The sequence below is a fragment of the Shimia sp. R11_0 genome, assembly GCF_017744035.1.
Classification (GTDB): Bacteria; Pseudomonadota; Alphaproteobacteria; order Rhodobacterales; family Rhodobacteraceae; genus Shimia; species Shimia marina.
Genome location: NZ_JAGHQY010000004.1, coordinates 160698 through 187307 on the forward strand (window position 1 = coordinate 160698; position 26610 = coordinate 187307).

At 57.5% G+C, this 26610-nt stretch carries 29 protein-coding genes and 1 tRNA gene; 15 read left to right on the forward strand and 15 right to left on the reverse strand.

The window, feature by feature from the left end; all coding sequences use genetic code 11:
• The first annotated feature begins 1 nt into the window (after position 1).
• The 11 genes from J7382_RS10065 (at position 2) to J7382_RS10115 (ending at position 8878) form a co-directional block, all read left to right on the forward strand.
• Positions 2 to 1114, forward strand: a complete 1113-nt coding sequence (locus J7382_RS10065; RefSeq protein ID WP_209068906.1) for a fumarylacetoacetate hydrolase family protein — start codon at positions 2 to 4, stop codon at positions 1112 to 1114.
• Between the two features lie 13 nt (positions 1115 to 1127).
• Positions 1128 to 2630 (forward strand): aldehyde dehydrogenase (NADP(+)), encoded by a 1503-nt coding sequence (locus tag J7382_RS10070; protein WP_209068907.1) that lies wholly within the window; start codon positions 1128 to 1130, stop codon positions 2628 to 2630.
• Positions 2631 to 2642: 12 nt separating this feature from the next.
• A complete protein-coding gene (locus J7382_RS10075; RefSeq protein ID WP_209068908.1) occupies positions 2643 to 3392 on the forward strand; it encodes an SDR family oxidoreductase in 750 nt (249 codons plus the stop codon).
• Between the two features lie 18 nt (positions 3393 to 3410).
• Positions 3411 to 4256 carry a fumarylacetoacetate hydrolase family protein gene (locus J7382_RS10080; protein WP_209068909.1) on the forward strand — a complete coding sequence of 282 codons (846 nt, stop codon included), beginning with the start codon at positions 3411 to 3413 and terminating at the stop codon, positions 4254 to 4256.
• A 203-nt stretch (positions 4257 to 4459) separates the two neighbouring features.
• A complete protein-coding gene (locus tag J7382_RS10085; RefSeq protein ID WP_209068910.1) occupies positions 4460 to 5113 on the forward strand; it encodes a DUF2796 domain-containing protein in 654 nt (217 codons plus the stop codon).
• 22 nt (positions 5114 to 5135) lie between these two features.
• A complete protein-coding gene (locus J7382_RS10090) occupies positions 5136 to 5852 on the forward strand; it encodes an ABC transporter ATP-binding protein (protein WP_209068911.1) in 717 nt (238 codons plus the stop codon).
• Positions 5852 to 7099, forward strand: coding sequence for an ABC transporter permease (locus tag J7382_RS10095; protein ID WP_209069150.1), 1248 nt, complete (start codon positions 5852 to 5854; stop codon positions 7097 to 7099). The genes J7382_RS10090 and J7382_RS10095 overlap by 1 nt, the downstream gene beginning before the upstream one ends.
• Positions 7100 to 7125: 26 nt before the next feature.
• On the forward strand, positions 7126 to 7641 hold the full coding sequence (locus J7382_RS10100; RefSeq protein ID WP_209068912.1) for a DUF3299 domain-containing protein: 516 nt from the start codon (positions 7126 to 7128) through the stop codon (positions 7639 to 7641).
• Positions 7642 to 7734: 93 nt separating this feature from the next.
• Positions 7735 to 7824, forward strand: a tRNA-Ser gene (locus J7382_RS10105).
• A gap of 180 nt (positions 7825 to 8004) precedes the next feature.
• Positions 8005 to 8526 (forward strand): type II toxin-antitoxin system antitoxin SocA domain-containing protein, encoded by a 522-nt coding sequence (locus J7382_RS10110; protein WP_209068913.1) that lies wholly within the window; start codon positions 8005 to 8007, stop codon positions 8524 to 8526.
• Entirely contained in the window at positions 8495 to 8878 is a 384-nt protein-coding gene (locus tag J7382_RS10115) for a hypothetical protein (protein WP_209068914.1), read from the forward strand. Before J7382_RS10110 ends, J7382_RS10115 begins: the two co-directional genes overlap by 32 nt.
• Before the next feature lie 103 nt (positions 8879 to 8981).
• Here the strand turns inward: J7382_RS10115 and J7382_RS10120 are convergent, their stop codons facing one another.
• The 15 genes from J7382_RS10120 to J7382_RS10190 all read right to left on the reverse strand — a co-directional run bounded on the left by J7382_RS10120 (position 8982) and on the right by J7382_RS10190 (position 22108).
• On the reverse strand, positions 8982 to 9467 hold the full coding sequence (locus J7382_RS10120; protein WP_209068915.1) for a hypothetical protein: 486 nt from the start codon (positions 9465 to 9467) through the stop codon (positions 8982 to 8984).
• A 4-nt stretch (positions 9468 to 9471) separates the two neighbouring features.
• Positions 9472 to 10155, reverse strand: coding sequence for a hypothetical protein (locus J7382_RS10125; protein ID WP_209068916.1), 684 nt, complete (start codon positions 10153 to 10155; stop codon positions 9472 to 9474).
• A gap of 4 nt (positions 10156 to 10159) precedes the next feature.
• Entirely contained in the window at positions 10160 to 10411 is a 252-nt protein-coding gene (locus tag J7382_RS10130) for a hypothetical protein (RefSeq protein WP_209068917.1), read from the reverse strand.
• Positions 10411 to 10659 (reverse strand): hypothetical protein, encoded by a 249-nt coding sequence (locus tag J7382_RS10135; protein WP_209068918.1) that lies wholly within the window; start codon positions 10657 to 10659, stop codon positions 10411 to 10413. The genes J7382_RS10130 and J7382_RS10135 overlap by 1 nt, the downstream gene beginning before the upstream one ends.
• 286 nt (positions 10660 to 10945) lie before the next feature.
• The gene (locus J7382_RS10140) at positions 10946 to 11599 is read right to left on the reverse strand and encodes a hypothetical protein (RefSeq protein WP_209068919.1); all 654 of its coding nucleotides are present in this window, start codon (positions 11597 to 11599) and stop codon (positions 10946 to 10948) included.
• Positions 11600 to 11726: 127 nt separating this feature from the next.
• The gene (locus tag J7382_RS10145; protein ID WP_209068920.1) at positions 11727 to 13604 is read right to left on the reverse strand and encodes an AAA family ATPase; all 1878 of its coding nucleotides are present in this window, start codon (positions 13602 to 13604) and stop codon (positions 11727 to 11729) included.
• Positions 13605 to 13724: 120 nt separating this feature from the next.
• Complete coding sequence (locus J7382_RS10150; protein ID WP_209068921.1) at positions 13725 to 13997, reverse strand: AlpA family phage regulatory protein; 273 nt, start codon at positions 13995 to 13997, stop codon at positions 13725 to 13727.
• Positions 13998 to 14098: 101 nt separating this feature from the next.
• On the reverse strand, positions 14099 to 14392 hold the full coding sequence (locus J7382_RS10155; RefSeq protein WP_209068922.1) for a hypothetical protein: 294 nt from the start codon (positions 14390 to 14392) through the stop codon (positions 14099 to 14101).
• On the reverse strand, positions 14389 to 15663 hold the full coding sequence (locus J7382_RS10160; protein ID WP_209068923.1) for a site-specific integrase: 1275 nt from the start codon (positions 15661 to 15663) through the stop codon (positions 14389 to 14391). Before J7382_RS10160 ends, J7382_RS10155 begins: the two co-directional genes overlap by 4 nt.
• A gap of 311 nt (positions 15664 to 15974) precedes the next feature.
• Positions 15975 to 16838 carry an endonuclease/exonuclease/phosphatase family protein gene (locus tag J7382_RS10165; RefSeq protein WP_209068924.1) on the reverse strand — a complete coding sequence of 288 codons (864 nt, stop codon included), beginning with the start codon at positions 16836 to 16838 and terminating at the stop codon, positions 15975 to 15977.
• Complete coding sequence (locus tag J7382_RS10170) at positions 16835 to 17560, reverse strand: glycerophosphodiester phosphodiesterase family protein (protein WP_209068925.1); 726 nt, start codon at positions 17558 to 17560, stop codon at positions 16835 to 16837. Before J7382_RS10170 ends, J7382_RS10165 begins: the two co-directional genes overlap by 4 nt.
• Before the next feature lie 25 nt (positions 17561 to 17585).
• Entirely contained in the window at positions 17586 to 18662 is a 1077-nt protein-coding gene (locus tag J7382_RS10175; RefSeq protein WP_209068926.1) for an ABC transporter ATP-binding protein, read from the reverse strand.
• 4 nt (positions 18663 to 18666) lie between these two features.
• Positions 18667 to 19752, reverse strand: coding sequence for a carbohydrate ABC transporter permease (locus J7382_RS10180; protein ID WP_209068927.1), 1086 nt, complete (start codon positions 19750 to 19752; stop codon positions 18667 to 18669).
• Positions 19752 to 20696, reverse strand: a complete 945-nt coding sequence (locus J7382_RS10185) for a sugar ABC transporter permease (protein WP_209068928.1) — start codon at positions 20694 to 20696, stop codon at positions 19752 to 19754. Before J7382_RS10185 ends, J7382_RS10180 begins: the two co-directional genes overlap by 1 nt.
• 59 nt (positions 20697 to 20755) lie before the next feature.
• Positions 20756 to 22108 carry an extracellular solute-binding protein gene (locus J7382_RS10190; protein ID WP_209068929.1) on the reverse strand — a complete coding sequence of 451 codons (1353 nt, stop codon included), beginning with the start codon at positions 22106 to 22108 and terminating at the stop codon, positions 20756 to 20758.
• A 79-nt stretch (positions 22109 to 22187) separates the two neighbouring features.
• On the opposite strand from J7382_RS10190, the gene J7382_RS10195 reads away from it, so the two are divergent.
• The 4 genes from J7382_RS10195 to J7382_RS10210 all read left to right on the forward strand — a co-directional run bounded on the left by J7382_RS10195 (position 22188) and on the right by J7382_RS10210 (position 26576).
• On the forward strand, positions 22188 to 23339 hold the full coding sequence (locus J7382_RS10195; protein WP_209068930.1) for an ROK family transcriptional regulator: 1152 nt from the start codon (positions 22188 to 22190) through the stop codon (positions 23337 to 23339).
• 107 nt (positions 23340 to 23446) lie between these two features.
• Complete coding sequence (locus J7382_RS10200; RefSeq protein ID WP_209068931.1) at positions 23447 to 24208, forward strand: DeoR/GlpR family DNA-binding transcription regulator; 762 nt, start codon at positions 23447 to 23449, stop codon at positions 24206 to 24208.
• The gene (locus tag J7382_RS10205; protein WP_209068932.1) at positions 24205 to 25317 is read left to right on the forward strand and encodes an ABC transporter ATP-binding protein; all 1113 of its coding nucleotides are present in this window, start codon (positions 24205 to 24207) and stop codon (positions 25315 to 25317) included. The genes J7382_RS10200 and J7382_RS10205 overlap by 4 nt, the downstream gene beginning before the upstream one ends.
• A 5-nt stretch (positions 25318 to 25322) precedes the next feature.
• The gene (locus tag J7382_RS10210; protein ID WP_247744963.1) at positions 25323 to 26576 is read left to right on the forward strand and encodes an ABC transporter substrate-binding protein; all 1254 of its coding nucleotides are present in this window, start codon (positions 25323 to 25325) and stop codon (positions 26574 to 26576) included.
• Positions 26577 to 26610 lie beyond the last annotated feature (34 nt).

Below are 26610 nucleotides of genomic sequence, written 5' to 3' on the forward strand. Positions count from 1 at the left end.
TATGACAGACCTGACACTAGATCAAACCGGGCTTTGGCTTGGGCGCGTGGAACGCCCTGGTGTTGGCCCCTGTGTTGTGACCCTGCGCGACGGAGAGGTGATGGATATCACCTCCAAAGAGGCGCCAACCGTGCGCGACATTCTGGAACGAGACGATGCAGCGACCTATACACGCACCGCCCCCGGCACAGCGCTTGGCCCCCTAAATGCGGGGCATGCATGGCTTGCCCCCTGCGATCTGCAGGCGGTGAAAGCCTGCGGCGTGACCTTTGCAGGCTCCATGGTAGAGCGTGTGATCGAAGAACAGGCGGCGGGCGATCCTGCGAAGGCCGAAGCCATCCGCGATCGGATTGGCGCACGCATTGGCGACAGCCTGTCTAACATCGTGCCAGGCTCGGAAGCGGCGGAGGAAGTCAAACAAGCGCTGATCGCCGAAGGCCTCTGGAGTCAATATCTTGAAGTAGGCATTGGCCCGGATGCGGAGGTCTTCTCCAAGGCGCAGGTGCTGTCTTCTGTGGGCCACGGTGCAGACGTGGGGCTGCATCCGATCTCCACTTGGAACAACCCGGAGCCCGAAGTTGTGCTGGCGGTGACGTCGCAAGGGGAAATCAAGGGCGCGACGCTCGGCAATGACGTGAATCTGCGCGATGTTGAGGGCCGCTCGGCCCTGCTTCTGAGCAAGGCTAAAGACAACAACGCATCCTGTGCAATTGGCCCGATGATCCGCCTGTTTGATGAAACATTTTCGCTCAATGATGTGCGCAAGGCGGATCTGACGCTAACCGTGGCAGGGACTGATGGGTTTATCCTCAACGGGCATTCATCCATGTCACAGATCAGCCGGGATCCTGCAGATCTGGTACGCCAAACGATCGGACGCCATCACCAATATCCAGATGGGCTGATGCTGTTTTTGGGCACGCTCTTTGCGCCGACGCAGGACCGGGACACCCCCGGTGGCGGCTTTACTCATAAGCTGGGCGATGTGGTGACCATCGCAAATGACCAACTGGGGGCATTGACCAATACGGTGCGCCTGTCGACGGAGTGTGACGAATGGCGTTTTGGCGCCTCTCAACTGATGCGCAATCTGGCCCAACGCGGCCTGCTATAAGAAAGCCTTTAAAATGCTGACAGGAAAACATCTGATTGCCGGAAACTGGGTCGGCGGCGCCAACAATTTTGCCTCCTCCCCAGCTTTCGGGGAAAGCCACAATTTCGCGATTGGCACAGCTGCGGATGTGGATGCCGCCGTGCAGGCTGCCGAAGAGGCCTTTGCCAGTTTCGGCTGGTCTTCACGGCAGGAGCGCGCAGTTTTTCTCCGCGCCATCGCCGAAGAAATCGACGCGCGTGGTGCGCTGATCACACAGATAGGCACGGAAGAGAGCGGGCTGCCTGCCGCGCGTCTGGAAGGTGAGCGCGGCCGTACAACCGGTCAGCTGCGCCTTTTTGCGGATCATATTGAGGCAGGAGACTACCTTGATCGCCGTCATGATGAGGCCCTGCCCGATCGCGCCCCGCTACCGCGCCCGGAACTGACCATGATCCAACGCCCAATCGGGCCGGTTGCTGTCTTTGGTGCCTCCAACTTCCCACTCGCCTTCTCCACAGCGGGCGGTGATACGGCAGCAGCGCTTGCCGCCGGCTGCCCGGTGGTGGTCAAAGGCCATCCTGCGCACCCCGGCACTGGTGAGATCGTGGCTCAGGCCATTGCCGCTGCGATTGCTCGCACGGATGTGCATCCCGGCGTTTTCTCTCTGATACAGAGTGATGGCATCGAGGTAGGCACAGCATTGGCACAGCATCCGCTGATCCGTGCCGTAGGGTTCACGGGGTCCCTGAAAGCGGGACGAGCGCTCTTTGATATCTGCGCCCAACGCCCGGATCCGATTCCCTTCTTTGGGGAGCTCGGTTCGGTCAACCCCATGTTTGTTCTGCCCGCCGCCACAAGCGCGCGCGGGGCGGAAATTGGCACTGGTTGGGCCGGGTCACTGACCATGGGCGCCGGACAATTCTGCACCAATCCGGGCATTGCCGTGGTCATTGAAGGCGCGGCGGCAGATGCCTTGCAGGCAGCAGCAGAAACGGCCCTGAACGCAGTGGATGCACAAACCATGCTAACAGACGGCATCGCTGATGCCTATCGCCTTGGCGCGACCCGCTTTGCGGATGCGGCAGGCACGACGCAGGTTGTCGGGACGGCCCGCGATGACCGCAGCGCCACTCCCTATCTTTTCACTGTGTCCGGGGATGACTGGCTGGCCAATCACTCCCTGCAGGAAGAAGTGTTTGGCCCGCTCGGCGTTCTGGTCCGCGTGCGAGATATGCAGCAAATGCAAGACGTGGCGCGTGCGGTTGAAGGCCAACTGACCTGCACCCTGCATATGGATGACGCAGACAGCTCCGAAGCACAGCGGCTTTTGCCTCTGCTGGAACGCAAAGCCGGACGCCTTCTGGCCAATGGTTTCCCAACCGGCGTCGAAGTGGCAGACAGCATGGTGCATGGCGGCCCCTACCCCGCCTCTACGAACTTTGGCGCAACCTCTGTGGGCACACTCTCCATACGTCGCTTCCTGCGCCCAGTTTGCTATCAGAACATCCCTGCACCCCTGCTCCCTGAGCACGCATAAGGACTTTCCAACATGACTGAGACAACAGGCCGTCTGGCCGGAAAAAACGCATTGATCACCGCCGCAGGCCAAGGCATTGGCCGCGCCACCGTCGAACTTTTTGTGGCAGAGGGCGCAAAGGTGATCGCCAGCGACATCAATGAGGCTGCATTGGCGGAGCTCTCCAAATTTGAAAATGTCACCCCGCTGAAACTGGATGTCACCGATGCCGCCGCAGTGACTGCGGCGGCCGCGGACCTGCCCGCACTGGACGTGTTGTTCAACTGTGCGGGCTTTGTTGCCAATGGCACCATTCTGGACTGCTCAGAAAAGGACTGGGATTTCAGCTTTGATCTGAACGTCAAGGCCATGTACCGGCTCATTCAGCTGACACTCCCAGCCATGTTGGAAAATGGCGGCGGCTCCATCATCAACATGTCCTCGGTCGCATCTTCTATGAAAGGCGTTCCAAACCGCTTTGCCTATTGCGCCTCCAAAGGTGCGGTGATCGGCTTGACCAAATCTGTGGCCGCCGATTACGTGGCGCAGGGTATCCGTTGCAACGCCATCTGCCCCGGCACGGTCGACAGCCCCAGCCTGCATGACCGCCTGCGCGCTACAGGAGACTATGAGAAAGCCATGAGCGATTTCATTGCCCGCCAGCCGATGGGCCGTATTGGGACCGCGGATGAAATCGCGGAACTCGCGCTCTATCTGGCCAGCGACGCCAGCAAATACACTTCGGGCCAGCCTTTCGCCATCGACGGCGGCTGGACCATCTGAGCTAGAAAGGACACGTACATGAAACTTTTGCGCTATGGCCCCGTTGGGGCAGAGAAACCCGGCATGCTGGATGACAATGGAGCGATCCGCGATCTCTCCGGCGTGTTGGACGACATCGCAGGCGATGCGTTGAGCGATGCCAGTCTGAACACCCTGCGCGGCCTGGATCTCAACAGCCTGCCTGTGGTTGAGGGCGATCCCCGCATTGGCGCCTGTGTTGGCGCGGTTGGCAAATTCATCTGTATCGGCCTGAACTATGCGGACCACGCGGCGGAATCTGGCATGGCCCTGCCCGAAGAGCCGGTGATTTTCTTCAAAGCCACTTCCGCGATCATGGGCCCCAACGATGACGTGGAGATCCCGCGCACATCCGTCAAAACCGACTGGGAAGTTGAACTGGGCGTGGTGATTGGCAAACATACCAAATACGTCAGCCGCGAAGAGGCACTTGACCACGTGGCTGGTTATTGTGTTGTCAACGACCTGTCAGAGCGTGACTTTCAGCTGCACCGCTCCGGCCAGTGGGTGAAGGGCAAAAGCTGTGACACCTTTGGCCCCATTGGCCCATGGCTGGTGACACGGGATGAGGTTGCCGATCCACAGGATCTGGCGATGTATCTGGAAGTGAACGGACACCGCTATCAGGACGGATCCACCAAGACGATGCATTTTGACGTGGCCACAGTGATCTCACATCTGTCTCAGTTCATGAGCCTGCAGCCGGGGGATGTGATCTCCACCGGCACACCTCCGGGCGTGGGCATGGGGCAAACCCCACAGACCTACCTGAAGGCTGGAGACAAAATGGAATTGGGCATCGCGGGTCTGGGCGTGCAGAAGCAAACCTGTTTTGACGCCAAATAAACCGGGTTTCACAGGAGCTTAGACCGGGTTTTCTGAATCCTTGACGCGATGAGCGGGCGTGTGGTGACACGCCCGCTTTCTTTTATCCGCATATACGCGAGATGCCGCGCATCTGTGCGGCGGCGGCCCTTGATCCCTTGCGATATGAAATGCAATAACATAACAAGTTGCTCAATTTTGATGTCATTTCCCGGGAGCCTTCCATGACACTGAAAACAACTTTGCTGTGTACCACTCTGATCGGAGCCGCCCTGCCCGCCTTAGCAGAGGAAAAACGCGCGCTGGACGCCCATGAACATGGACATGGAGCGCTCAACATCGCGGTGGACGGGAACACCATCGCGCTGGAGTTGGACGTGCCGGGATTTGATATTGTGGGCTTTGAACATGCGGCAACCACAGACGCGGACAAAGCGACGCTTCAAAAGGGCATGGCGCAATTGAAAGATCCGCTGAGCCTGTTTGCCCTGCCAACAGCGGCGGGCTGTGAGGTGGCCTCGGTGGAGGTGGCGCTGCATGACGGGGATGAGCATGAAGAACATGACGATCATGACCACGACCATGACGATCACGCAAAAACCGACGGTCATGATGACCATGATCACGACGACCATGCACATGAGAAAGAAGATCACGACGGCCATGAGCATGACGCCCACGCTGACGAGGACGCGCATTCTGAGTTCCATGCGCACTACAGCCTGAGCTGTGCAGATGCGTCAAAAGTGAGCGCGATCACTTTGGCCTATTTCAATGTCTTCCCAAATGCGGAAGAATTGGAGGTACAGGTGGTGACCGAAGCGGGCGCGCGCGCCGTTGAAGCCTCTCGCGATGCCCCTGATGTGGAACTGAACTAACCGTCAAGGATAACACGCTTTTATGCGCCCCTTCCTCTCTCTCAAAGACCTGCAATTTGAATGGCAGGGGCGCACAGGCTTTGCCCTCTCTGTACCAGAGCTTTCGGTCGCAGAAGGGGAAAAACTCTTTCTGCTGGGAGAAAGCGGCAGCGGGAAATCCACGCTACTGAGCCTGATCTGTGGCATTATAACAGCCGACGCAGGCCATGTGCAGATTGACGGCACGGATCTTGGCGCGCTGCGCCCGGCGGCGCGGGATGCCTTTCGCGCCGACCACATCGGCGTGATTTTTCAGATGTTCAATCTGCTGCCCTATGCCTCGCCCTTGGAAAACATCCTGCTGCCGCTCTCCTTTGCCAAATTGCGACGGCAGCGCGTGGAAACCCCGAAAGAAGAGGCCCTGCGGTTGACCTCGGCGCTGGGGCTGGCGCCAGAACTGGTAGAGCAGGCCGACACACGCGAACTCAGCATTGGGCAGCAGCAAAGGGTGGCGGCGGCCCGCGCTCTTTTGGGGCGGCCCCGCCTGATCGTGGCGGATGAGCCGACCTCCGCGCTCGATGCCACGGCTCAGGCAGCTTTCCTTGACGTGCTGATGACACAAACCCAAGCCGCCGGGGCGACGCTTATCATGGTGTCCCACGATGAGCGGCTCGCACAGGCGTTTGACCGCTGCCTTGACCTCTCCGAAATCGCAGAGGTGACACGCACATCGCCGCGCACCATGGGAGGTCCGCTATGATCCTGTTGCGGCTCGCCCTCAAATCCCTGCTGAGCCGGGGGCTGACCGTAGGGCTGACGATTTTTGCCATTGCCCTTTCTGTTGCGCTCTTCCTCGGTGTGGAAAAAATCCGCACCGGCGCCAAAGCCAGTTTTGCCGATACAATTTCGGGCACCGACCTGATCATGGGCGCGCGCTCTGGCGGGGTACAGCTTTTGCTTTACTCGGTCTTCCGCGTGGGCAATGCCACCAACAATGTGACCTGGCAAAGCTATCAGGACATCGCCGCCCGCCCCGAGGTGGATTGGATTGTGCCCCTGTCCCTCGGAGACAGTCACCGAGGCTTTCGCGTCTTGGGCACGACGGAAGCGTTTTTTGAGCGCTACAAATATCGTGGCGGACGGGATGTCGATTTTGCGCAGGGTGCGGCGTTTGAAGATCTGTTTGACGCAGTGGTGGGGGCCGATGTGGCCGCAGAGCTAAACTATGCGCTGAACGATGAAATCGTGGTGGCCCATGGCGTGGCCTCTTTCACCGAACATGACGACAAACCCTTTCGCATCAAAGGCATTTTGCAAAAGACCGGCACCCCCGTAGACCGCACCGTCTTTGTCAGCCTGCAGGCCATTGAGGCGATCCATATCGACTGGCAGGGCGGTGGGCGCTCCCAGACACCCATCAGCGCCGAAGACGCCCGTAAGATGGACCTCACCCCCAAGGCCGTCACCGCCGCATTGATTGGCACCCAGTCACGGCTGCAGATCTTTGGTTTGCAGCGCTGGATCAACGACTATTCAGAGGAGCCCCTGCTCGCGATCCTGCCCGGCGTGGCCCTCAGCGAACTCTGGAGCCTGATTGGCGTGGCAGAGACAGCCCTACTTGGGGTCTCCGTGATGGTGGTGATGACCGCGCTGCTGGGCATGGTGGCGATGATTTTCTCAGGCCTGAATGAGCGGCGTCGAGAGATGGCCCTACTGCGCGCCATTGGCGCAAAACCCCGCACCATTCTGGGCCTGCTGATGACGGAGGCCATGTTGATGAGCCTTTTGGCCGTGCTCTTGGGCGTGGGTCTACTTTACACGGGATTGTTTCTTGCGCGCAGCTATGTGGATGCGGCATTTGGACTATATCTTGAGATCAGCCTGCCAACAGCGCGAGAATATCTGGTGCTCTGCGCCGTGGTCTGTGCGGGCACAATTGTGAGCCTTTTGCCTGCGCTGCGCGCCTATCGACTGTCCTTGAGTGACGGCATGCAGCTGCGCTTGTGAGGCACAAAACTTAAGGAGATGGGCCAGTGACAGCTTCAAGACGCCAGTTTTTGCGGATAGCCCTTGCTGCGGCCACACTCCCGCTCGCCACACGGGCCTGGGCCGATGAAGTGCTCACTCTGGCGTGGGCTGAGTTGATTCCGGAAGGCGACACAGGCCAATTGCTCAAGCAGCTGCGCGGGATTGGCGTGGTGCAGCATGGTCAGCTCACGACCGGCTTTGACCAACCCGAAGCCAAGCGCGTGACAAAGGCGTTTGATGGCATGATGGTGCGCCTGCCCGGTTTTGTGGTCCCGCTGGATTTTGGGGCCTCCGGCGTTTCTGAGTTTATTCTGGCCCCTTTTGTCGGTGCCTGCATTCACGTGCCACCACCGCCCGCCAATCAGCTGGTGTTGGTGACGGCGCAAACGCCGTATGACATGCGGGATCTGTTTGACCCCGTCGAAGTGACCGGCGTTTTCCACAGCATGGCCACCAGCACCGGCCTCGCCGAAGTGGGCTACAGCCTTCAGGCCAGCAAGGTGAAACGCTATCGCGGATAAGGCGCCCCCCCTTTGGCTGCGGCACAAAAGGAATTCGAAAAATCGTCAATTTGGGTCTTGTGTCCCCCCAGCCTGCCCCATATACGGGTCAGCGGAGACGTGGCCGAGTGGTCGAAGGCGCTCCCCTGCTAAGGGAGTATACCGGAAACGGTATCGAGGGTTCGAATCCCTTCGTCTCCGCCATCACCCATTGATTTGATTGATTAATTTGGCGATCAATCAGCTCTACCCATGATCTACCCATGGGATTTGAAGGGCTTTCCCCTTGACGAAATGGGCGGTTCGCTACCATATGTTCATAAAATGTGGATAAGGTCTTTGACCTGAACCACGAACGCAAAGCAGCTAGCAAAGGAGGATGCGATGAATGCTACTGTTTGTGCGCCGACCTCTGCGATGGCGGTTGCTAACTGGTTTTTGGACCGTGCGAAGAACGAACCAAACGTTCCTGCGGTCGATCAACTCAAACTCTACAAGCTGGTTTACTATGCGCACGCTTGGTATCTCGGCAACAAGTGCGGCCCCCTCTTTGATGAGGACATCGAAGCTTGGCCGCACGGCCCCGTCGTCCGCGACCTCTATATAGAGTTCAAAAACGCCGGGCGTGGTCCCATCAAGAAGCTTGGGACGCGCTTTGCGACGCACGGCGGAAAATTCGAGATTGAAACGCCGGTATACGCTGGCGAACTTGAACCGTATCTTGAATCGGTGTGGAATTCGTACAAGAAGCATTCCGGCATTCAGCTTTCAAACGCGACGCACGCCCCCGGTGAACCGTGGACGCTAGTTGCCGAAAAGCGTGACTTGTCTGGAAAGCCAACCATTCCAAATGAGTTGATTGAACAGGTATATAGTGCAAAAGTCGAAGGAAGCCGACAGCACTGACGCTGACGCAACTCCAAAGCCCGCAACAACCGGCCTTGTGGTCTTGGACGACGCCGAAGGTGCGTCGTCCGAACCCGACAACTATACGTCACGGTTCAACAACGCCAAGATCAAAGACTATGAACAGGATATTGAGCTGCGAAAGCAGTTTTCGTGGGCCACTTACGGCTTGCTTTGTGTTTGGCTATTGATTGTCGCGGGCCTGCTGATTTGGTCGTCCCGCTCAGACGAAGTTCTAATTGCACTCATTTCTGGCGCTACGATCCAAGTCATTGGCCTATACTATATCGTCTTGCGGTATATCTTTCCCAGCCGCGACGGCAATGGCGGCAACAGTGGTGACGGCGGATAAAGGCCGCGCCTCTATGAGACGCGGCCTCGGCGGCGCACCAACGCAGATACCACCGCCTACGAACACGTTGAAGGGCAGTACCAATACCCCGCTGCGTTCGATCCTATGGGTGCTTGCACAGGCGGGTGACTTCCGCCCGGTCGGTCGCTGGAATTGTCCACAGGGGGCAGGCAAGCACCGCCACTTCGTCTAGGTCCAGATCGCCCAGCCCTTCCGCTAGAAGCGCGTCCGTGAGGCTCACGGCAGGGTCGTCTAGAGCGATTGTCAGCACGTCGGGCAGGTCCTCGCCCAGCTTATGCCCAAACAGGTGATCGACCCGCCCTACAAGCGGTCCATGGCCATACGGCTTCATGTCCAGCCGGGCCTTTGGCATCGTGGCGGGCATCTGACCTGTGGGCACAAATAGGGCAAGCCCGTTTTCTGCCAGCCCGGACAAGTCGGGCCAATCGGTGCCGCCGGGGTCTACGCCAAGTAACGTGGCGTATGGGCCGACAAGCACTTGGTCCTTGCCCAAGGGGGTGCGACGCATCCGCGACGTATCCGTGAGCCATTGTGCGATAGTCGCTATGTCTGCCTGCGCCGGGGTCATGGTCTTACGCCTCGATATCTACGCGGGTGTCGGCTTGTTCCGCGATAGCTGGCGTGTAGAAGCTGCTATGCACGTTAGCCGCGAACTTATCGTACTTCGGCACAAGCCCTGCCAATTCAACGCTTTCTTGCAATTCGGCATAGGCTTTAGGGGCGTATTTTTCGACGGCAGACAGGCGCATATTGCTATGTACTTGTTCGGCAAGTCCGGTCAGAAAGTGCGGCGAATTATACAGCACCGACGCGACCGCAATAGACTTGTTCGCTTCCGCTTTGATCTTGCCAATGCCGTCGGGCTGCGCAGCGGTTTCCTTGATCCAATCCAGCGTCTTGGCGTCATAGGTCGCGCGGTTGCCAAGTGGCGCAAAGGTTTCGTCGGCGGCACGCTGGCCACTTTCCGAAAGCGCGTTGCTTTGCGATACGATTTCGTTGCGGGTGTTCGTGGCGGCTTGCACCAACTGCGTCGCCAGCGTGCGGGCGGCAACATGCTTATCAACAGTCTTTCGCGTTTGATCGAAGTGCAGCAAACGCAGCTTTTCGTAGGTTTCCTTTGCGCGAAGGTGCATCCCTTGGACATTGGGCTTAACCCGTTCCAGCTTTTCGAAGTCGCCTAGCGCAACCTTGCGGCCCGTATTTGTGCCAAGTGCCGTGAGAAAACTCTGTGCTTTGTCGTTCCTAACCAAAAACATGACCTTAACCCTCTGTGTGCGTTGGTTGTTCGGCGGCTTTTGCCCCACCGATTAGCTTTGATTGCTGCGCCAAAAGCGCCGCTTCCCATTCGTCGTCGGTCCCATGGTCAACGAGGATCATTACAGGTCGGCGCTTCGTCATTTGGCCGATAACCCGGCCTTCCGGGTCTACCGTGACGACGTGGTTGCGAACGCGTGTCGGGCGCTTACGCAGGGCTTCCAACTTGGCCAGCCGTGATTTGAACGCCCCGCTCATTAGCCCGCTTCCAATGCTTCCAGCCGCGCCTCTAGGTCGCTGTCGATTGTCATGCGGCCAATGACGGAAAGCGCATTGATTAGACGGCTCATGTCTTCGATCTTGACTTCGCCATTGACAGCCTTGCGGTAGATGCGCGCGGCTTCGGCCCGAGTGTCCGCAATGGTGTCCAGCCGCACGCGACGACGGCGCTTCGGTGCCTTGACGGGGGTTTCCCCCCAACCGTCTGTTGTGCTTGAAGTATCCAATGTTCTTACCTGACAGAATTGACGAATTTAGTGCGATTAAGGGCACCTAAGACGACCTAAAGTCAGCGGGTCAAACGAATTCACACGGTCAATCGAAATTAGACTGATATGGATAAGTTATTGATTTAGAACGTGAAGAATCGCCGCTTTGACATGCTTTGCCGGGTCACTGCGGATGCCTAGCGCGAAGGAAATTAGGGGTAGAACATGGGTAGGATAACCCTGTCGCCAAAATACCAATAAATATCAATACAGCACGGCGGAAAAACCGTCCGCCAATTCCATGCTAGGCTTCGACCCCATTGCGCCAAGTCTCTGGCGACAGCATTGCCAGCCCAACACGGTGCAGGGCTACGACGCGCCTACGCAAAGTGTATTGCTGCTTGTATCCGGTAGGGTCTACGGCCTTACCGTGTTCTAACCGGTCCAGCCATTCGACAAACGTGCGCATAGGGTGCGCGGTCGTTCTGAATAAGTTGTCATGGTTCGTGTAGTCTTCCACCGAAAACAAGTTGTTACGTTCTCGCGCCAACACCTTCGCCACCATACGGGGCAATAGGCCATGATCTTTGAATTCATGCTCAACACTGGACGCCAGGTACTTTGGGTAGTCGTGCATCGGGTACGCAGCCATACCCACACTGTGCAGGAATTGTTCTAGGTATCTATCAGCCAGCGAAGCGCAGGCGTCGGCAAACAACCCCTTGTCCGTTCGATTGATCCTGCGTCGTTCGGATACGTCAATCAGTTCGTCGCACAGCAAAGCCATACAGCCGTATTCGCACGCAGTTTTCCAACGGTGCTTGTCTGCAATGGCGGCTTGATGGATCACGCGACCAAACAAGCCGTGTCCTTCGTCATATGCCCATTGGTGCGCCCGAACATAAATGCTTCCGACAAACTCTATGAAGGCTTCGGCGCTATAGTTTTTTGTTTGCATGTCTTGTTCCTTTCACGCTGTCCAAGGGGCGATTGGCTGTTGGGGACTAGTCACAACCGTCACAATCACATTCGCCCTTCTGTGATCTGTTACTATTGTGACGGGGGATATAACTAAGGGGGCTGGCCTACTCGCTGTGACTTGTGACGTTTGTGACGGGTGTCCCCAACGAAAACTGCGGGCGGTCGTTCCACGCAGGCAACGTGTAAACCCCGCGCGAATGACGGTAGACGCGTTGAGCTTTCACCATGCGTTGCAATGTCTGGCGTACGTTTTCGCTGTTTATGCCCGTAGCCAATTCCATTTCCTTCGGCGTAGTCGCCCCGTTTTTGATTGCGTCGATAAGGATTTTCTGCGTGTCGCCAGCGAAGACCAACGTGGGGTCGCCCTCAATTTGCCAACGAAAGTCAACGAACTTAACTGCGGTATTGAACTCAGCTATGTCACGGCCACGGGCATAGAGTATCCCCGCTTGTTCCTGCGGGCCGCGCCCAAGCAACATGATCGTATCTGCGACCCCGGTTAGCCCAAGCGTCGAACTAACCTTTTCTACCGGATCATCCGCCGCCGCTTTGCGCGTGTGTGTCACGACGATGATTGCAACGCGCTTTTCACTCGCAAGTTTGTGCAGCGGCTTCAGGGCCTTCACGTCGTAGTCGTAGGCTGACTGATTGCGCCCTGTGGGCACGGGCTTAACCATGGCCAGCGTATCAATCACAATCAACGCGGGGGCGTCCGCGTCTTCGATCCAGCTTTCTATTTCGGCAAGCCCGCCTTCGTCTAAGCGCGACCATTCTGTTGCGTAGTCCATGTTTGCTGGCCATTGGCCGCTGCCTGCTACGCGCCGCAAGCGGTCCTGTAGGCGGCGTCCGTTGTCTTCGAGTGCTAACAACAGCACGTCGCCACGTTCGCAGGGTTGCCCCAACACCCTGTCGCCCGAAGCTTTCGCGCGCGCTATATCCAGCGCCAACCAGCTTTTTCCGACTTTGGGTACGCCCGCGAAAATCGTCAAACCTTCTGGTAAGACGTTTTCAACGACCCAATTGATAGCTGGGAAGTCTTCGCCTTGTAGTTGACGCGCAGAGCGTACGCGGGATTTCGCGGCCCTGCGTGCGGCTTTGCGGGCTTTCTCGGCGTGCGTTGCCAAAATCGCGTCGGCATTTGCCTTGCCATGGGCAATGGCTTCGGCGGTATAGCGGTAGTCCGAAACGCGCCCGTCCAAAGCCCGCGTTACGGTCCTGTCTACGTAGTCTTCGCGCTGTGCCTTCTTACGTTGACCCAAGGCCGATGTGCGGAATATGCGGGCAATCTGTGCACGGTTCTGTGTGTAAAAAGCAAGGAAATTGACCAAGGCTTGATCCGCGTCCGATTGCGACGGGTAATCTGATTGCCAATGTCCTTCCCACAGCTTGGCGAACTTAGCCCCGTTGGTCGCAGCCTTGGCCCGTTCGACAATCGCGGCGTCGGCTTCGCGTTCGGGTACGTCGGGCGCAGTTGGCGCAGCGCCCCTGTTTGGCGCAATCTGTGCGCGCAGTGTGTCAACAAGGCTTTGGCAGTCCGCTATAGCTTGGTTGCGTACAGCATCCCCGGTGAACGTAAAAAACCGGCCCGACGAATAGATTTCTACGCCCAAGTTGCTATTGCGCACACCACCTTCTGCGACCTTGCCCTTAGCGATGATGTGTAAGCCGCGACCGGACGGCGAACGTTCTGCATAGGTGTCGAATGCGTCGTAAATACGTTGCTGGCCTTCGGATGGTGTGCCGCCTTCGGCTACATCTAGGTCAATACCAACGAACGGGTCGGCTTCGGTGAAGACAAAGCCAATGCCCACACCATGCGGTGAATTGGTGGCGTCTTCATACTTGGCCCATGTGGTAGGGTCGCCTACATCCGCTAGGTGGCCTGATTGGGGATTGATTGGACGTTTTGCTGCATCGTGGCACACCCATTGGGGGTACGACCGCAATTCTTCGGGTATGTTCTGTCTGAGGTTTGCGGTCATTTCGGTACAGCCTGTGGGTAGGTGCGTGGGTAGACGTTCGCACTTTGGCGCGCTGCCTGTAGTGCTCTGTTATTCTGCATCTATTGCGACGCTTAGGCGGAGTATTGATCCGCCGAATAGCTACGCGCGGTCTTTGCGGCTATCCATGAGTGCGGCCACAAGCACCTTGATTTCGTCGTGCGACTTCCCGGCGATACGCGCTGCGTTGATCTTGGAAATTTCGTCGGCGGGCCATGCCGCCAGCTTCGGGCCAAGCTTGATCGGCTGGGGGAACAAGCCGCGCTGCATAAAGTCGTAGATGGTGGCCCGGCCCATGCCCGTTAGGGCGATCACGCCGGGCAGGCGCACAAGGGCGTTCAGGTCTGACGTTTCGGGGGGCGTGTGGGCGTTCATGGCGGGCTCCTTTCAGGATCACTATGGATCGGTATGGAAAGGACCATGCCGCGACAGGCGGGTGTACGCGCGGGGAATAACTTATACGATATTTGAAGGGGTTAGCGGCTACGTTCGGTCACTTCGGCGATATGACGTTCAATCGCGCTGCGAAGATCGTTCGCCGCTTCGTTGTGTGTAATGCGGTCGCTTGGGTCGTAGGCTTTGCCCTTGTATTCGGCTACGAATGCGTTGGCTGCATCACGGGTATTGTCGAATTGCCCACAGTCTAGACCGGCTGCGGCGCGGGCGCATATGTCGGCAAGGCGGGGGTCGCGCGGTCGCCCGCCTGCACCCTTAGTAGGCATCGGCACGTCGGAGCGAATAGTGAATTGCGATGGATCGCGCTTTGTCATATCGCGCCCCGGATTGGAACAACGCCCGCGTCTTTAATCTTGCTTCGGTCTATGGCGCAATACTTGCCCCAATCGCCCATGAGTCGCGACCGCTTTGCCATAAGCGTTCCGCGCGCGTAAGCCGCTTCGGCCTTGTCCTTGAGACTGTGGGCCAAGGCATGTTCAATCACTTCGCGCGGGTGTGCGGTCGTTTCGCCAGCCCAATCGCGGAAGGTAGAGCGGAAACCGTGTTGCGTAAGTTCGCTTCGGTCCATGCTGCCAAGCACGTTGTTCATGGCGTTTTCGGAGAGCCCGCCCGTCTTCGCGGTGCCGACGAACACTAGCGGGTTGCCTTCTTCGCGCGGCAACGCTTTCAGCAGTGTAACGGCTTCGTCGCATAGGGCTACGCGGTGTTCCTTGCCCGCCTTCATTCGGGAACCGTCGATAGTCCAAACCTTCGCTTCAAGGTCGATTTCGGCCCAAGTCGCGCCGCGCACTTCGCCGGAACGTGCTGCGGTCAAAATGCTGAATTCCAGCGCCCGCGCTGCTACGCCTTCGCGCTTGCGCAAGTCGTCCATGAATGCGCCGACTTCGGCATAGGGCAACGCCGCATGGTGCTTCGGCTTTCGCAGGTCTTTGCGTGCGATAAGTTCGGTTTCCAAGTGCCCTTTCCAGCGGGCTGGGTTGTCGCCCTTTGCCCGAAGACCGCGAAACGCGGCCCAAGAAAGCACCTTTTCAATGCGACCACGAAGGCGCGACGCGGTTTCGGTCTTCGTGTTCCACAGTGGCCCGGCCTTGCCCCGTGCCTTCGTTTCCTGTTGCAGCACCTTCAAGACAAGATCGGTATTTACGTCGGCTACGGGCACGCCGCCGATAATGGGGTTGGCGTAGGTTTCAATCGTGTTGCGCCATTGCTGGCGGTGCTTCGGGTTCTTGAAGCCGCCTTCGTCTACGTCAACTTTCGCGTCGATATAGGCCGACGCAGCTTCGGCAAACGTCATGGGCTTTTCGGCCTTGGTCTTCGCCCGTCGCTTGGCTTGTTTGACCTCTATGGGGTCAATGCCGTTTTCCACGTCGGCGGCTAGCAACTTCACCTTGGCGCGCGCATCTGCCAGCGAAATTTTTGGGTATGAGCCTAGCCCCATGCTACGGGTGCGACCGTCCAACGTGAACCGAAATTCCCAAGACTTCGTGCCCCACTTCGACACTTGCAGGTAAAGCCCTTCGGACACCAACAGCCGACCGCGTTTGTCGAATGCGTCAACTTCAAGCTTCGTGATCTTCTTTGCCATCGGGCCAATCCTCTACCCATGATCTACCCACACAATATGGGCGGATGCAGGGGGATTTATCAAGACCCATCTGGAGGAAAAACCGCGTAAATATCTGATTTAAATAGTTAACGGTAGACGCTACTAGACCCTACCGGACCATACTTCGGCGGACTTCGTCTCCGCCATAATTCAGCTGGCAATATCGAAAAAACACCGCTTTATGCGGTGTTTTATTTTGGGCAGATCGCGAGACTGAGAGGTCCCTTTTGGTGCCACTCATCTGCACGTAATCCCTTGTATAGCGGGTGTCGGCGGTGGAAAAGCGCCGGTCAGCGAGGCTGTATTTGAACAAATAGAGGCTGATGATCTGAGCCAATAGACGCAGTGTCAATCCATGCGCTTTGGATGGCCTCTGAGAGTGGTGCCGTGCAGAACAGGTGGTCGATTTTGCGCCCTGATCGGGTATCCCCCTCCCTCTCTTGTTGCCCGGCGGCCACCCAGGCGTCCACATAACCTGCTGGGGTCACCAACCGGCCAAAACCGGGGGCATATGGCCCCACCAAAGCCGCATATTCCGCGCTGTCTGCTGTGCAATTCATATCCCCTGCCAGAAAAAAAGCCTCTGGCATCGGATGTGCCGGGCGCTCGATCCATCCGGCCGTGTCATCTGGATGGGCTCCGTTCCAGGCCGCTCCTTCCGCCACAGCATTGCCAATAATCTCTTTAATCCGCTCAATTTGAGGCAGTCGGGTTTCAGGACAGAGATGGCACAGATGGGTGCAATATATACGCAATGCACCACCCGGAGCATCCACAACCGCCTCCAGCAGCCCTTTCTGAACCGAATGCTGATGAATCAACCCACGCTTGGGGAGCGGAAAGTTGCGAGAGGTTGTGATCGGATAGCGCGACAGCACCATATTGCCGAACTGCTGCCGACGGCGCACCAGACGCCCCGCGCCATCACGATAGCTCGCATCCATATCCACATTGGCACCATATACCAGATGAAACTCTGGCAGGGCTGCGCCCAAGAGAGCCACCTGATCCACCATTCCGGAGCGCTGCCAGTAGCGCTCTACCTCTTGCAGGCAGATGATATCGGCATCTCGGACTGTCTCTGCAATGCGCTCCAGATCGTACCGTCCGTCCTGTCCCAAACCATATTGGATGTTGTAGCTGACTATTTTCATGTGCTTGTCCGATCTTTTGTGACTGCGCGGGCCTGTGCGCTGATGTCAGGGTGGTCAAGGTTGACATAATCAAGCCCGGCCGCGTGAATTTCTGCATGTTCCGCCGGGGCTGGGGAATTGGTGTAGACCATGGTTTGCAAGCCGCTGTCGCGACAGGCTTGCAGAAGCTGCGGCACACGCATCTGAGCTGGGGTCATTTCAATGATCGACGCATGAAACAAAGCCGGTGCAAGGCTGGGGCATTGGGCAATGTTGAGCGTGATCATTTTACGAAACTCCGGCGCCACCGCATGCAGCCCGAAGCGCATCTGCTCGGAAAAGGAGAAATAAAATGTTTCCTCAACCATGCCCAGATCCCGCACCAAAGTGGCGAGCTTCAGAGGATCACACCATTTCATTTCAATGTAGACACCGGCCCGCCCGCGTAAATGCTCCAAATAGGCATCCAATCGCGGCACCGGTTCACCGGCAAAGACTGGATCAAACCAGCTGCCGGCATCCAGCTGATCTATTGTGTCCGACATTTGCAAACCGAACGCGCCATGTCCGTCTGTGGTGCGCTCAAGCGTGGCGTCGTGATGCACATAGAGAACACCATCCGCACTTTGGCGCACGTCCAGTTCAATGTAATCCGCCCCGAGCTGCAGCGCTTTGTCCGCTGCTGCAAAAGTGTTCTCAGGCGCGTGTTGATTGGCGCCACGATGGCTCACAATCTGGGTCATTTGAAATCTCTCATTCGGTGGGCTTTCAGGCCAGTTCACGCTGGCGCAGGGAAATTTGCGGCAGCCGGCGTTGACTTTGGGGATCGAAGAACAAGGCCGTCTCCGGGGCAAAGCCAAGCGTCACATTGGCGCCGAGGGCAAAACGAGCGGTGGGTTGATTGTCGAGAAACCGCAAAACGCCCATGGGGGTTTCACAGGTATAGAGCACCTCGCGCCCCATGGGCTCTACCACGCGCACGCAGGCAGCAAGCCCCTGTTTTGCGGGTTGCAAAGCTTCTGGCCGCAGACCGAGCACCATCGCCGCGCCTTCCTGAGCACCGGTCAGATCCATGCGTATGTCGCCCGCCACGAATTGCCCGCCCAAACATCTGCCCTCGATCAGATTGATCGGCGGCGTGCCGATAAATTTGGCCACAAACAGGCTGTCCGGGCGGTGGTAGAGCGCTTCGGGGGTGCCGATCTGTTCTACCTTGCCTGCGTTCATGCAGATCACGCGATCTGCCATGGTGGTGGCCTCGATCTGATCATGGGTCACAAGAACCGTGGTCACGCCCATTTCACGCTGAATGCGGCGAATTTCGGTGCGCATGGTCAGACGCAAAGTGGCATCCAGATTGGACAAGGGTTCATCCAACAGGAGCAAATTAGGCCGTTTCACCAGCGCGCGCGCCAGAGCCACTCGCTGTTGCTGACCTCCTGAGAGCTGACCGGGCGCGCGATCAAGCAGTTGTTCAATTTCAACCAGACGCGCGGCCTCTACTGCACGCTGACGCGCCTCAGCCTTGGGCACATCCTGAAACCGCAGCGGGAACATGATGTTCTCCAGTACGGTCATATTGGGATAGAGCGCATAGGACTGAAATACGATGCCAACATTGCGGTGGCGCGGTTCAACTTCGTTGACGATGTCGCCGTCAAAGCGAATGGCCCCTGACGTAGGCAAGTAGATCCCAGCCAGCAGAAAGAGCGTTGTGGATTTTCCACATCCTGATGGACCAAGGATGGCGACGAATTCCCCATCATTTATCTCAAGATCAATCCCATCCAGTGCAGCGAAGTCATCCCAGCGCTTTTCCAGCGCCTGTACGGAAATTTGGGCCATGATATTATCCTTTGATCCCGCCGACCGACATTTGGGTCAGGTATTTCTGGCAGAAAATGTAGAGAAGCAGGCTGGGTGCGAGGTAGATCACGCTGACTGCGGCAACCATGCCGTAGTCCACGCCCATCACATCCTCTGCCACGTAGTAGAGATAGGTAGACATCACCCAGAAGGCGTTGCCAGTACGCAGAGCAGAGACAAAGACGTATTCCTCCCAGCCCTTAATGAAGGCAAAGACCGCAACCGCGATCATCCCACCGCGCACCTGAGGTAAGACCACCAGCCAGAAGGCTTGACGCCGTGAGGCCCCATCCGCCAGCGCGGCGCGCTCTATGTCCCAGGGCACGGCATCAAAGAAGCCTTTCATGATGAAGATAAAAAAGGGCAGTTCCAATGTGGTCAGAACCAGCATTGGCCCCCAAAGCGTGTTCAACAGCCCGACATTGAAGATGATCACGAAGAGCGGGATGACCAGAGTGATCGCCGGGAAGGCTTGGAGGATCAGCATGCCCTGCAGGAAGCCTGCGCGCCCCACGAAGCTGAAACGCGACAGGTAGTAGGCCGCGAGCGTCGAAACGATGACCACGATGATTGTCTGTGATCCTGCAAGCAGCAGGGAATTGCCAAAGGCCACCCAAACCGAAGGAAACTGTCCGCCGACGGTGCCCTGACCATGCAGCGTCTCAGAGATATTTGGATCAATGAGAAAACGATAGTTGCTGAGGGTGAACTCCTGTCCGATCAGAACCACAACAAGCACGCCGCCGATACAACACGTCACCAGAGACAGCAGCCGCGTAGCGCGCCGATCCAACCGGGTGGCCTGCAAGGCAAGGATCGCCAAGAAAAGCGGCGCCACAATGGCGAGAAGCGGCCAAAACACAGCGGTGCTGACCTGATCCTGCTGTGGCGTCAGCGAGAGCACCAGCATCCAAAGATAGGACAGAACAATGGGGGCGGCGAGACAACTGAGCACAACAATCAGGACAACGCGTTTGAGCCGACGCTCCCAGAGGGACCGCCGTGCCAGAGCTTGCCAATCCGTATGGGGGCTGTTTGTGGTGGGCGCAGAAAGAGAAAGATCAGCCATCAGTGCACCTCAATTTTGGGCTGAGCCAGAAGGCTTTTCATATTTGTGAAACGCCACATCACCAGCGCGGTGACGATACCAATCACGATCAAAATCAGTGATATGGCCGCACCGTAGGCGTATTGGCCAGCCCCTATGCCCGGAGCCAGCGACTTGGTGTAAGCGAGCATGGCAAGGGTCATGGTTTTGCGGACGGGCCCCACCAGCAGGAAAATATATTCAAACGACACCAGCAGCGCGAGCGCTTGATAGACCGTGATGTAGGACAAGGGCCAGCGCAGTGCAGGCAAAACGATGTGACGCACAATCGACATGGATCCCGCGCCGTCCGCACGCGCCGCATAAAAGAGATGCTCAGGGATGGTCCGGATTGCGCTGGTCAGGATCACCATGCCCAGCGACGCGCCAATGAACCCATTGGCCAAAATGATCAACAGCATGGGGCTGTCCAGTCGGAGGTTCACCGGCGACACTCCAAACCCGTAAACCAGAATTTGGTTCAGCAGTCCGGTATCGGAGGGATCCGTCACCCAGAGCCACAACAGCGCATAAACCACAGACGGCGACATACGCGGCAAGAGCCAGACAGCACGAAAGAAAGCGCCCTGCCCCTCCGGCAATGCTGTGGTGGTCAGCGCCAGAAACAGGCCCAGTCCAACATTAAAAACCGCCAGTGTGAAAAACACAAAAATCGCGGTCAGCCCCAAAGCACGCGAAAACGATCCACGAAAGCTGTAGCCCAGCACGGCGTCATCATCCGGGCGAACCATCTTGGAAAATTGCTCGGTGGTGAACCCGTTGAACTCGATCGTGCGCTCCATGTCAGAAAACGCGATCAAAAGGTCCAACAGGATGGGAGCCACAAAGAAGCAGAGCAAAAGCACAATGGCCGGGCCGAGAAACAGCGCCGCATTGATACTTTGCCGAAGGTGAGGTGACGACATTCCAATCCCCTTGTTGATGCTGCCGGGGGCGACCCCCGGCAGCCGGTTGGTATGCGGGATCAATCCAGAATAATCACATCGTCGCCCAATTCGGCTTCGAGCTCTTCGATCACAAACTCTGCGGCTTCTGCGGCAGACATTTCGCCCGTTTCAACCGCTTGAATGCCCTGATAGGTCAGCGCGTTGAATTGGCCGATCTTGGCATGGTTGGGCATGTAGCCCGCTTTCTCAAGCAAAGGGATACCCGCAATCAGCGCCCAGCCATCCTTCTGAAACGCCGGCATGGCGCTTTGGCCGTAGTTGATCGGCGTATGGTTGGTTGTGACTGCGTGATTGGTATTGGGCACATGCTGTGACGCAAGGGCGACCAGCATTGCGGAAACATCCGCCTTGGCACCATCTGCAACCACATAGGCAATCGGGTGGGAGAGGTTTGCGGGGGAGCCGCCCTGTTCACCTGCGGGTGCGTTGATCCATGTCAGCTTGTCAAAATAGGCCTCTGCGGTGGCGTCGATGCCGAAAGCCTTGATCTGCTTGCCAACGTTCCAGATGCCGTGGTGTTTGGCCAGAGCTTTGCCAGAACGGAAGGCTTCGTGGGTAGAGGCCCATGTCCAGCTGGTCATGTCGCCCGGCAATGCCCCCTTGTCTACGCAGTAGTTAAGCCAACCGTAAAACTTCTCCAGACCCGACCGTGTCATCTGCAACTTGGCCTCTTCTTCGTTGTAGATGTCGACACCAAAGCTCTCCATCGCCATCTGGAAATCAGGGCCCACGTTTGGCCGGTGCAGCAAGCCGAACTCCGCATGACCACCAGAGACCGCTTCTGCGCTCAGGTCACAGAGATCAAACATGGTGAAATCGCCCGCATCCACCTTTTGAGGCAGGGTCGCGATGAAATCATCGGTTTTGCCCATGGCGCGCAGAATGTCATTATTGAGGAAAATCATGCGCACCTCGGAGTCTTGCGGCACGCCATACCGCGCCCCTTTGTAGGACACGGAGTTCCACAGGCCGGGAATGATGTCGCCATAAAGCGCGTCATTGCTGGTGATGTGATCTTCGAGGTTGGCCGCAAAGCCTGCTTCTACAAAAGCACCGATCCATTCATGCGCCGCGATGGCGATGTCGGGTCCCTGACCAACAGAATGAGCTTTCAACAGATCCAGCGCATCCGCATCAAAACCCTTGGCAGACGTTTCAATCAATTCGACAACAACGCGTTTATCACTGCCCGCGGCAGACAGCATCCCATTGAGCGTTTCAGCGGCTTCTACGATATTGCCAGGGCGCAATGGGCCGGCTTTATCAGCGCGTGACCAGACAGAAACAGTGACATCTTCGGCAAGCACAGGGCCAGCTGTCAGCCCCGCCAGCAACAAGGCTTTGACGGGAAGCGATTTCATTACAGACATTTCAGAAACTCCTGATGTGGTGTTGGCGCAACGTTGGCGCGTCGCCTTTCCTCACCTATTAAATTTATATGATAAATTTATGACGCTATGGCAAATGTTCTGCATGACCTCCATTTTCTTCTCAGCCCCCTACAACTTCAGTCCCTCGCATCTGCAGGTGATGAACACGATCCGGCGTATGGCTCCGATTTCGCGGGCGTCCCTTGCACAACACACCGGCCTGAGTTCGGCGTCGGTGACAAATCTGACCCGAGATCTGATCGCGCATGGGCTGGTGCAGGAGTTGGGCAAACTGCGTGGCAAAAAGGGACAGCCAGCAATCACGCTTGGGCTTGTCGCGCAAGCGGGCTACTCCGTCGGCATCTCCCCCACGTTTGAAGAAACCGTGGTGGTGGTGACCGACTTCAACGGCAAACTGATTGGTGAGGAACGCATTGCGACCGACGAGCTCACTGCGGTTGAAGAAACCAAGGAAATCCGACAGCGCGCAGAGGTCTTGCTGGCGCGTGAAGGCGCGCGTGAAGCGGATATCCTCGCCGTGGGCGTGGCCCTCCCAACAACATTTTCAAAACAGCATGATCCCGCTGGGCAGCCGGTCCTGCAACTGTCAGAGAACTTCGCAGCCCGTAAAGATGAAGACTACGTCGCACAGCTGTCCAAAGTGTTTGATCGCCCTGCCAAACTCGAAAATGACGCAAATGCCGCCGCCAGCTGCGAGCAACTTCTGGGTAACAGCGGCAACCTGACCAGCTTTATCTACCTCTTTCTCGGAGACGGGTTGGGAGGCAGTCTCATCCTGAACGGCACACTTTGGCAGGGGGCGCATCGCAATGCCGGCGAAATCGGAGCCATGATGCCACCGCCGGCACCACGTCCGACCTGGGCCGATCTCAAGATGTACCTTAAAGAATACGGTTTTGAAGAGCTCACCCGAACCAACTTTAGCGAGATAGCCCCTCTTGCCGAAGGTCCGCTTAAAACATGGATCAGCCGTGCCCGCACGCAATTGGTGGAGCTGATCTACTTATCATCTTCCGTATTGGACCCCAAGGGCATTGTGGTGGGCGGCACGCTCCCCCCCGAATTGCTTGAACGCCTCGCAGAGGGCCTGCCACAGGCCGTGGCCGCGCGGTTTGGCCAGAGCCGCCTGCAAATTCCCGACATAACCCTATCCCAACATGCGGGAGCGGCGGCTTCTGCCTTTGGTGCCGCCGCACTGGGTTTGAACTAGCCCCGGTAGGCGCGCGCGGACGCTGCACCAAAAATTTCTGCGCAAATAATCATCCTGTCGCATTTTTATTACATGCGGATGCTCAAATGAGCGTCGAAAGGGTGCTTATGAACAGACAAGACAAAATACTACAGCGCGCACAAACCTCAGGACGGGTTCTGGTCGAAGACCTTGCCCTGACTTTGGAAGTGTCCCAGCACACCATCCGTCGCGACATCAATGCGCTCTGTGCGGAGGGCAAACTGCGCCGGCTACATGGTGGCGCCGAGTTCATCGATGCCAACTTGAACCTCCCTTACGCCGCGCGCTCAACGCTCAACGCAGCCGCAAAAAAGCGCATTGCCTTAGAGGCCGCCCGGCTGATTCCAGACAACGCAACTCTGTTCTTTTCCATTGGGACAACCCCCGCCTTTGTGGCCTCTGCCCTGTCGGACCATCAAGGGCTGCATGTCATCACCAACAATCTCAACGTGGCTTTGGCAGTGGCCGAGGCCCCCGGCGTGCGCATCATCCTGCCGGGCGGAGACCTGCGCCTGCCGGATCGCGATTTTCTGGGTCCGCAGGTTCTGGAAACAGTGCGGGCCTATCGTGCGGATTTCGCCATTTTTGGCGTCGGTGGAATTGATACAGACGGAAGTCTGCTGGATTTCCACGAAGACGAAGCCCAAGCGCGCCGCGCCATGCAAGATAATGCCCGCGCCTCAATTCTGGTGGCAGACCAGAGCAAGTTCGGACGACGTGCCGCCGCAATCGGCGGGAAGCTGACGGACATGGACCACATCGTTCTGGACGCCGCGCCCAGCGCAGAATTTCACACGCTGCTTGATCCGATCACTGATCGGGTGGCCTATGCAAGAGACACAGCATGAGCTTTCTGACACTGGATAAAATCACCCGACAATGGGATGGCAATGGCGGCGTGCGCGACATCAGCCTGTCGTTGCCTCAGGGATCGTTTCTGTCGATCCTTGGGCCTTCCGGCTGCGGAAAATCGACGCTTTTGCGGCTCATCGCAGGGTTAGAACAGCCACAATCGGGCACCATACAGATCGATGGCCGGGAGGTGACCACCCTGCCCGCTGCACAGCGCAACCTGTCGATGGTGTTTCAATCCTATGCATTGTTTCCCCATCTGAGCGTGATCGAAAACGTCCGGTTTGGCCTCAAAGTGCGCCGTGTGGCACGTGCAGAACAGGACCGCCGCCTCCACAAAGCGCTGGAGATGACGGGCTTGAAAGGTCTGGAGGCGCGTAAACCCGCAGAACTGTCTGGCGGACAACGTCAACGCGTGGCGCTGGCCCGCGCGGCTGTTTCTGAGCGCCCCCTTTGCCTGATGGATGAACCGCTGTCCAATCTGGATGCGAAACTGCGCCATTCAGTGCGGCGGGATATTCGTGCCATGGCCCGCACATTGGGCCTGACGGTGGTCTATGTGACCCATGATCAGGGCGAAGCGATGAGTCTGTCTGATCAGGTGGTCTTGATGAACGCAGGTCAGGTGGAGCAAATCGGAAGCCCTGCCGAGCTTTATACGCGCCCGGCCACAATGTTTGCCGCACAATTCGTTGGCGAACCTCCCACCGCTTTGATTGCGGGCGCGGCCCTCGGGCTTGACGATGCGCTTCATATTGGCGTGCGCCCCGAACATCTGTCTCTCGCCACCAAAGGACAGGGCGATCTGACGACCCATGTAGACGACATTGAGTTTCTTGGCGCAGAGACACGGCTGTCCCTGGCACATCCTGCAGCCAGAGGCTTGGCTGTGATCGTGCCCGGCAGTGCGCCACAGCACCTTGGCCAAGAGGTCGATGTCGTGATCCCACAGAAAAACCGGCTCCTTTTCAATTCTCACACAGGAGAACTGAAAAAGGAGCCTCAGCAGAATTCCGAGACGTGCATTCGCCAAAACACCGCGTCCGGAACTGGCCAAAAGGCCCCTTTGTCAACTGAACCTGCTCAAAAGGACACTTTGATATGACCCGTATGACTGCTGTAGCGGCCATTCTTGCGGCAACCACCGCGCTCGTCAATCCAGCTGCGGCTGAGACCGAGCTGACCATGTATTACCCCATCGCTGTTGGGGGAAAGCTGACCGAAGTTGTTGATGGCATCATCGACTCCTTTGAGGCGCAAAACCCAGACATCAAAGTCAACGCCATCTATGCGGGCAACTATGATGACACGCGCATCAAGTCACTGGCCGCATTGGAAGCAGGCGAGCCTGCCCAATTGGCGGTGATGTTCTCCATCGATGCCTATGACCTGATCGAACAGGATTTTGTGGTACCCTTTGAAGATCTCATTGACGGTGAGGAAGAGGCCGCATGGCTGAACGGTTTCTACCCTGCCCTGATGGCCAATGGCAAAATTGAAGGCAAAACCTGGGGCGTGCCTTTCCAGCGCTCGACCATCGTCGCCTACTACAACAAAGACATGTTCCGCGCGGCGGGACTGGACGCGGACAAAGCCCCAACAACATGGGACGAGCTGGTGTCGATGGGCAAAGCCCTGACAAATGAAGATACCCACGGCCTGATGATCCCTTCGACCGGTTACCCCTATTGGATGTTCCAGGCGCTTGCGATCCAGAACGGCAAAGAGGTGATGTCCAACGATGGTGTGACCACCTATTTTGACGATGCAAAAGTTGTGGAAACGCTGGATTTCTGGAAATCCCTCTCTTCTGAGCATGGCATCATGCCCGAAGGCACCGTGGAATGGGGCACTTTGCGTCAGGCCTTCCTTGAAGGAAAAACAGCCATGATGTGGCATTCCACCGGCAACCTGACCGCCGTCAAAAACAACGCAGAGTTTGATTTCGGTGTGGCAAAGCTGCCCGGCAATGTGCGCCTAGGCTCGCCTACAGGTGGCGGCAACTTCTATGTCTTCAAAGACTCCACAGATGAAGAGAAAGAAGCCGCCCTGGAACTGATCAAATTCATGACCGCGCCAGAGCAAGCCGCGAAATGGTCGATTGCCACCGGCTATATGGGGGTCTCTCCAGCCGCTTATGAGACAGACGCTCTGAAAGCCTATGTGCAGGAGTTCCCACCAGCCCTTGTGGCGCGTGACCAGCTGGAGCATGCGGTGGCAGAATTCTCGACCTTTGAAACCGCGCGTGTGCGTGACGGGCTGAATGCCGCGATCCAATCCGCGCTGACCGGTGACAAAACCGCAGAGGACGCCTTGACCGAAGCTCAGGATGCCGCAGAGCGTCTGCTGCGCGCCTACAAGTAAGTTACACTGCAGCGCCGGGCGCCACGCGCGCCCG

Excerpts from the sequence above, each read along its gene's own strand:
- J7382_RS10165 (WP_209068924.1), bottom strand. The coding sequence starts at position 16,838 with ATGAAAATAGTCAGCTACAACATCCAATATGGTTTGGGACAGGACGGA.
- J7382_RS10150 (WP_209068921.1), bottom strand. The coding sequence starts at position 13,997 with ATGAACGCCCACACGCCCCCCGAAACGTCAGACCTGAACGCCCTTGTG.
- J7382_RS10170 (WP_209068925.1), bottom strand. The coding sequence starts at position 17,560 with ATGACCCAGATTGTGAGCCATCGTGGCGCCAATCAACACGCGCCTGAG.
- J7382_RS10190 (WP_209068929.1), bottom strand. The coding sequence starts at position 22,108 with ATGTCTGTAATGAAATCGCTTCCCGTCAAAGCCTTGTTGCTGGCGGGG.
- J7382_RS10200 (WP_209068931.1), top strand. The coding sequence starts at position 23,447 with ATGAACAGACAAGACAAAATACTACAGCGCGCACAAACCTCAGGACGG.
- J7382_RS10160 (WP_209068923.1), bottom strand. The coding sequence starts at position 15,663 with ATGGCAAAGAAGATCACGAAGCTTGAAGTTGACGCATTCGACAAACGC.
- J7382_RS10130 (WP_209068917.1), bottom strand. The coding sequence starts at position 10,411 with ATGAGCGGGGCGTTCAAATCACGGCTGGCCAAGTTGGAAGCCCTGCGT.
- J7382_RS10090 (WP_209068911.1), top strand. The coding sequence starts at position 5,136 with ATGCGCCCCTTCCTCTCTCTCAAAGACCTGCAATTTGAATGGCAGGGG.
- J7382_RS10205 (WP_209068932.1), top strand. The coding sequence starts at position 24,205 with ATGAGCTTTCTGACACTGGATAAAATCACCCGACAATGGGATGGCAAT.
- J7382_RS10110 (WP_209068913.1), top strand. The coding sequence starts at position 8,005 with ATGAATGCTACTGTTTGTGCGCCGACCTCTGCGATGGCGGTTGCTAAC.
- J7382_RS10180 (WP_209068927.1), bottom strand. The coding sequence starts at position 19,752 with ATGGCTGATCTTTCTCTTTCTGCGCCCACCACAAACAGCCCCCATACG.
- J7382_RS10065 (WP_209068906.1), top strand. The coding sequence starts at position 2 with ATGACAGACCTGACACTAGATCAAACCGGGCTTTGGCTTGGGCGCGTG.
- J7382_RS10185 (WP_209068928.1), bottom strand. The coding sequence starts at position 20,696 with ATGTCGTCACCTCACCTTCGGCAAAGTATCAATGCGGCGCTGTTTCTC.
- J7382_RS10155 (WP_209068922.1), bottom strand. The coding sequence starts at position 14,392 with ATGACAAAGCGCGATCCATCGCAATTCACTATTCGCTCCGACGTGCCG.
- J7382_RS10145 (WP_209068920.1), bottom strand. The coding sequence starts at position 13,604 with ATGACCGCAAACCTCAGACAGAACATACCCGAAGAATTGCGGTCGTAC.
- J7382_RS10085 (WP_209068910.1), top strand. The coding sequence starts at position 4,460 with ATGACACTGAAAACAACTTTGCTGTGTACCACTCTGATCGGAGCCGCC.
- J7382_RS10125 (WP_209068916.1), bottom strand. The coding sequence starts at position 10,155 with ATGTTTTTGGTTAGGAACGACAAAGCACAGAGTTTTCTCACGGCACTT.
- J7382_RS10140 (WP_209068919.1), bottom strand. The coding sequence starts at position 11,599 with ATGCAAACAAAAAACTATAGCGCCGAAGCCTTCATAGAGTTTGTCGGA.
- J7382_RS10080 (WP_209068909.1), top strand. The coding sequence starts at position 3,411 with ATGAAACTTTTGCGCTATGGCCCCGTTGGGGCAGAGAAACCCGGCATG.
- J7382_RS10175 (WP_209068926.1), bottom strand. The coding sequence starts at position 18,662 with ATGGCCCAAATTTCCGTACAGGCGCTGGAAAAGCGCTGGGATGACTTC.
- J7382_RS10210 (WP_247744963.1), top strand. The coding sequence starts at position 25,323 with ATGACTGCTGTAGCGGCCATTCTTGCGGCAACCACCGCGCTCGTCAAT.
- J7382_RS10075 (WP_209068908.1), top strand. The coding sequence starts at position 2,643 with ATGACTGAGACAACAGGCCGTCTGGCCGGAAAAAACGCATTGATCACC.
- J7382_RS10195 (WP_209068930.1), top strand. The coding sequence starts at position 22,188 with ATGACGCTATGGCAAATGTTCTGCATGACCTCCATTTTCTTCTCAGCC.
- J7382_RS10120 (WP_209068915.1), bottom strand. The coding sequence starts at position 9,467 with ATGACCCCGGCGCAGGCAGACATAGCGACTATCGCACAATGGCTCACG.
- J7382_RS10070 (WP_209068907.1), top strand. The coding sequence starts at position 1,128 with ATGCTGACAGGAAAACATCTGATTGCCGGAAACTGGGTCGGCGGCGCC.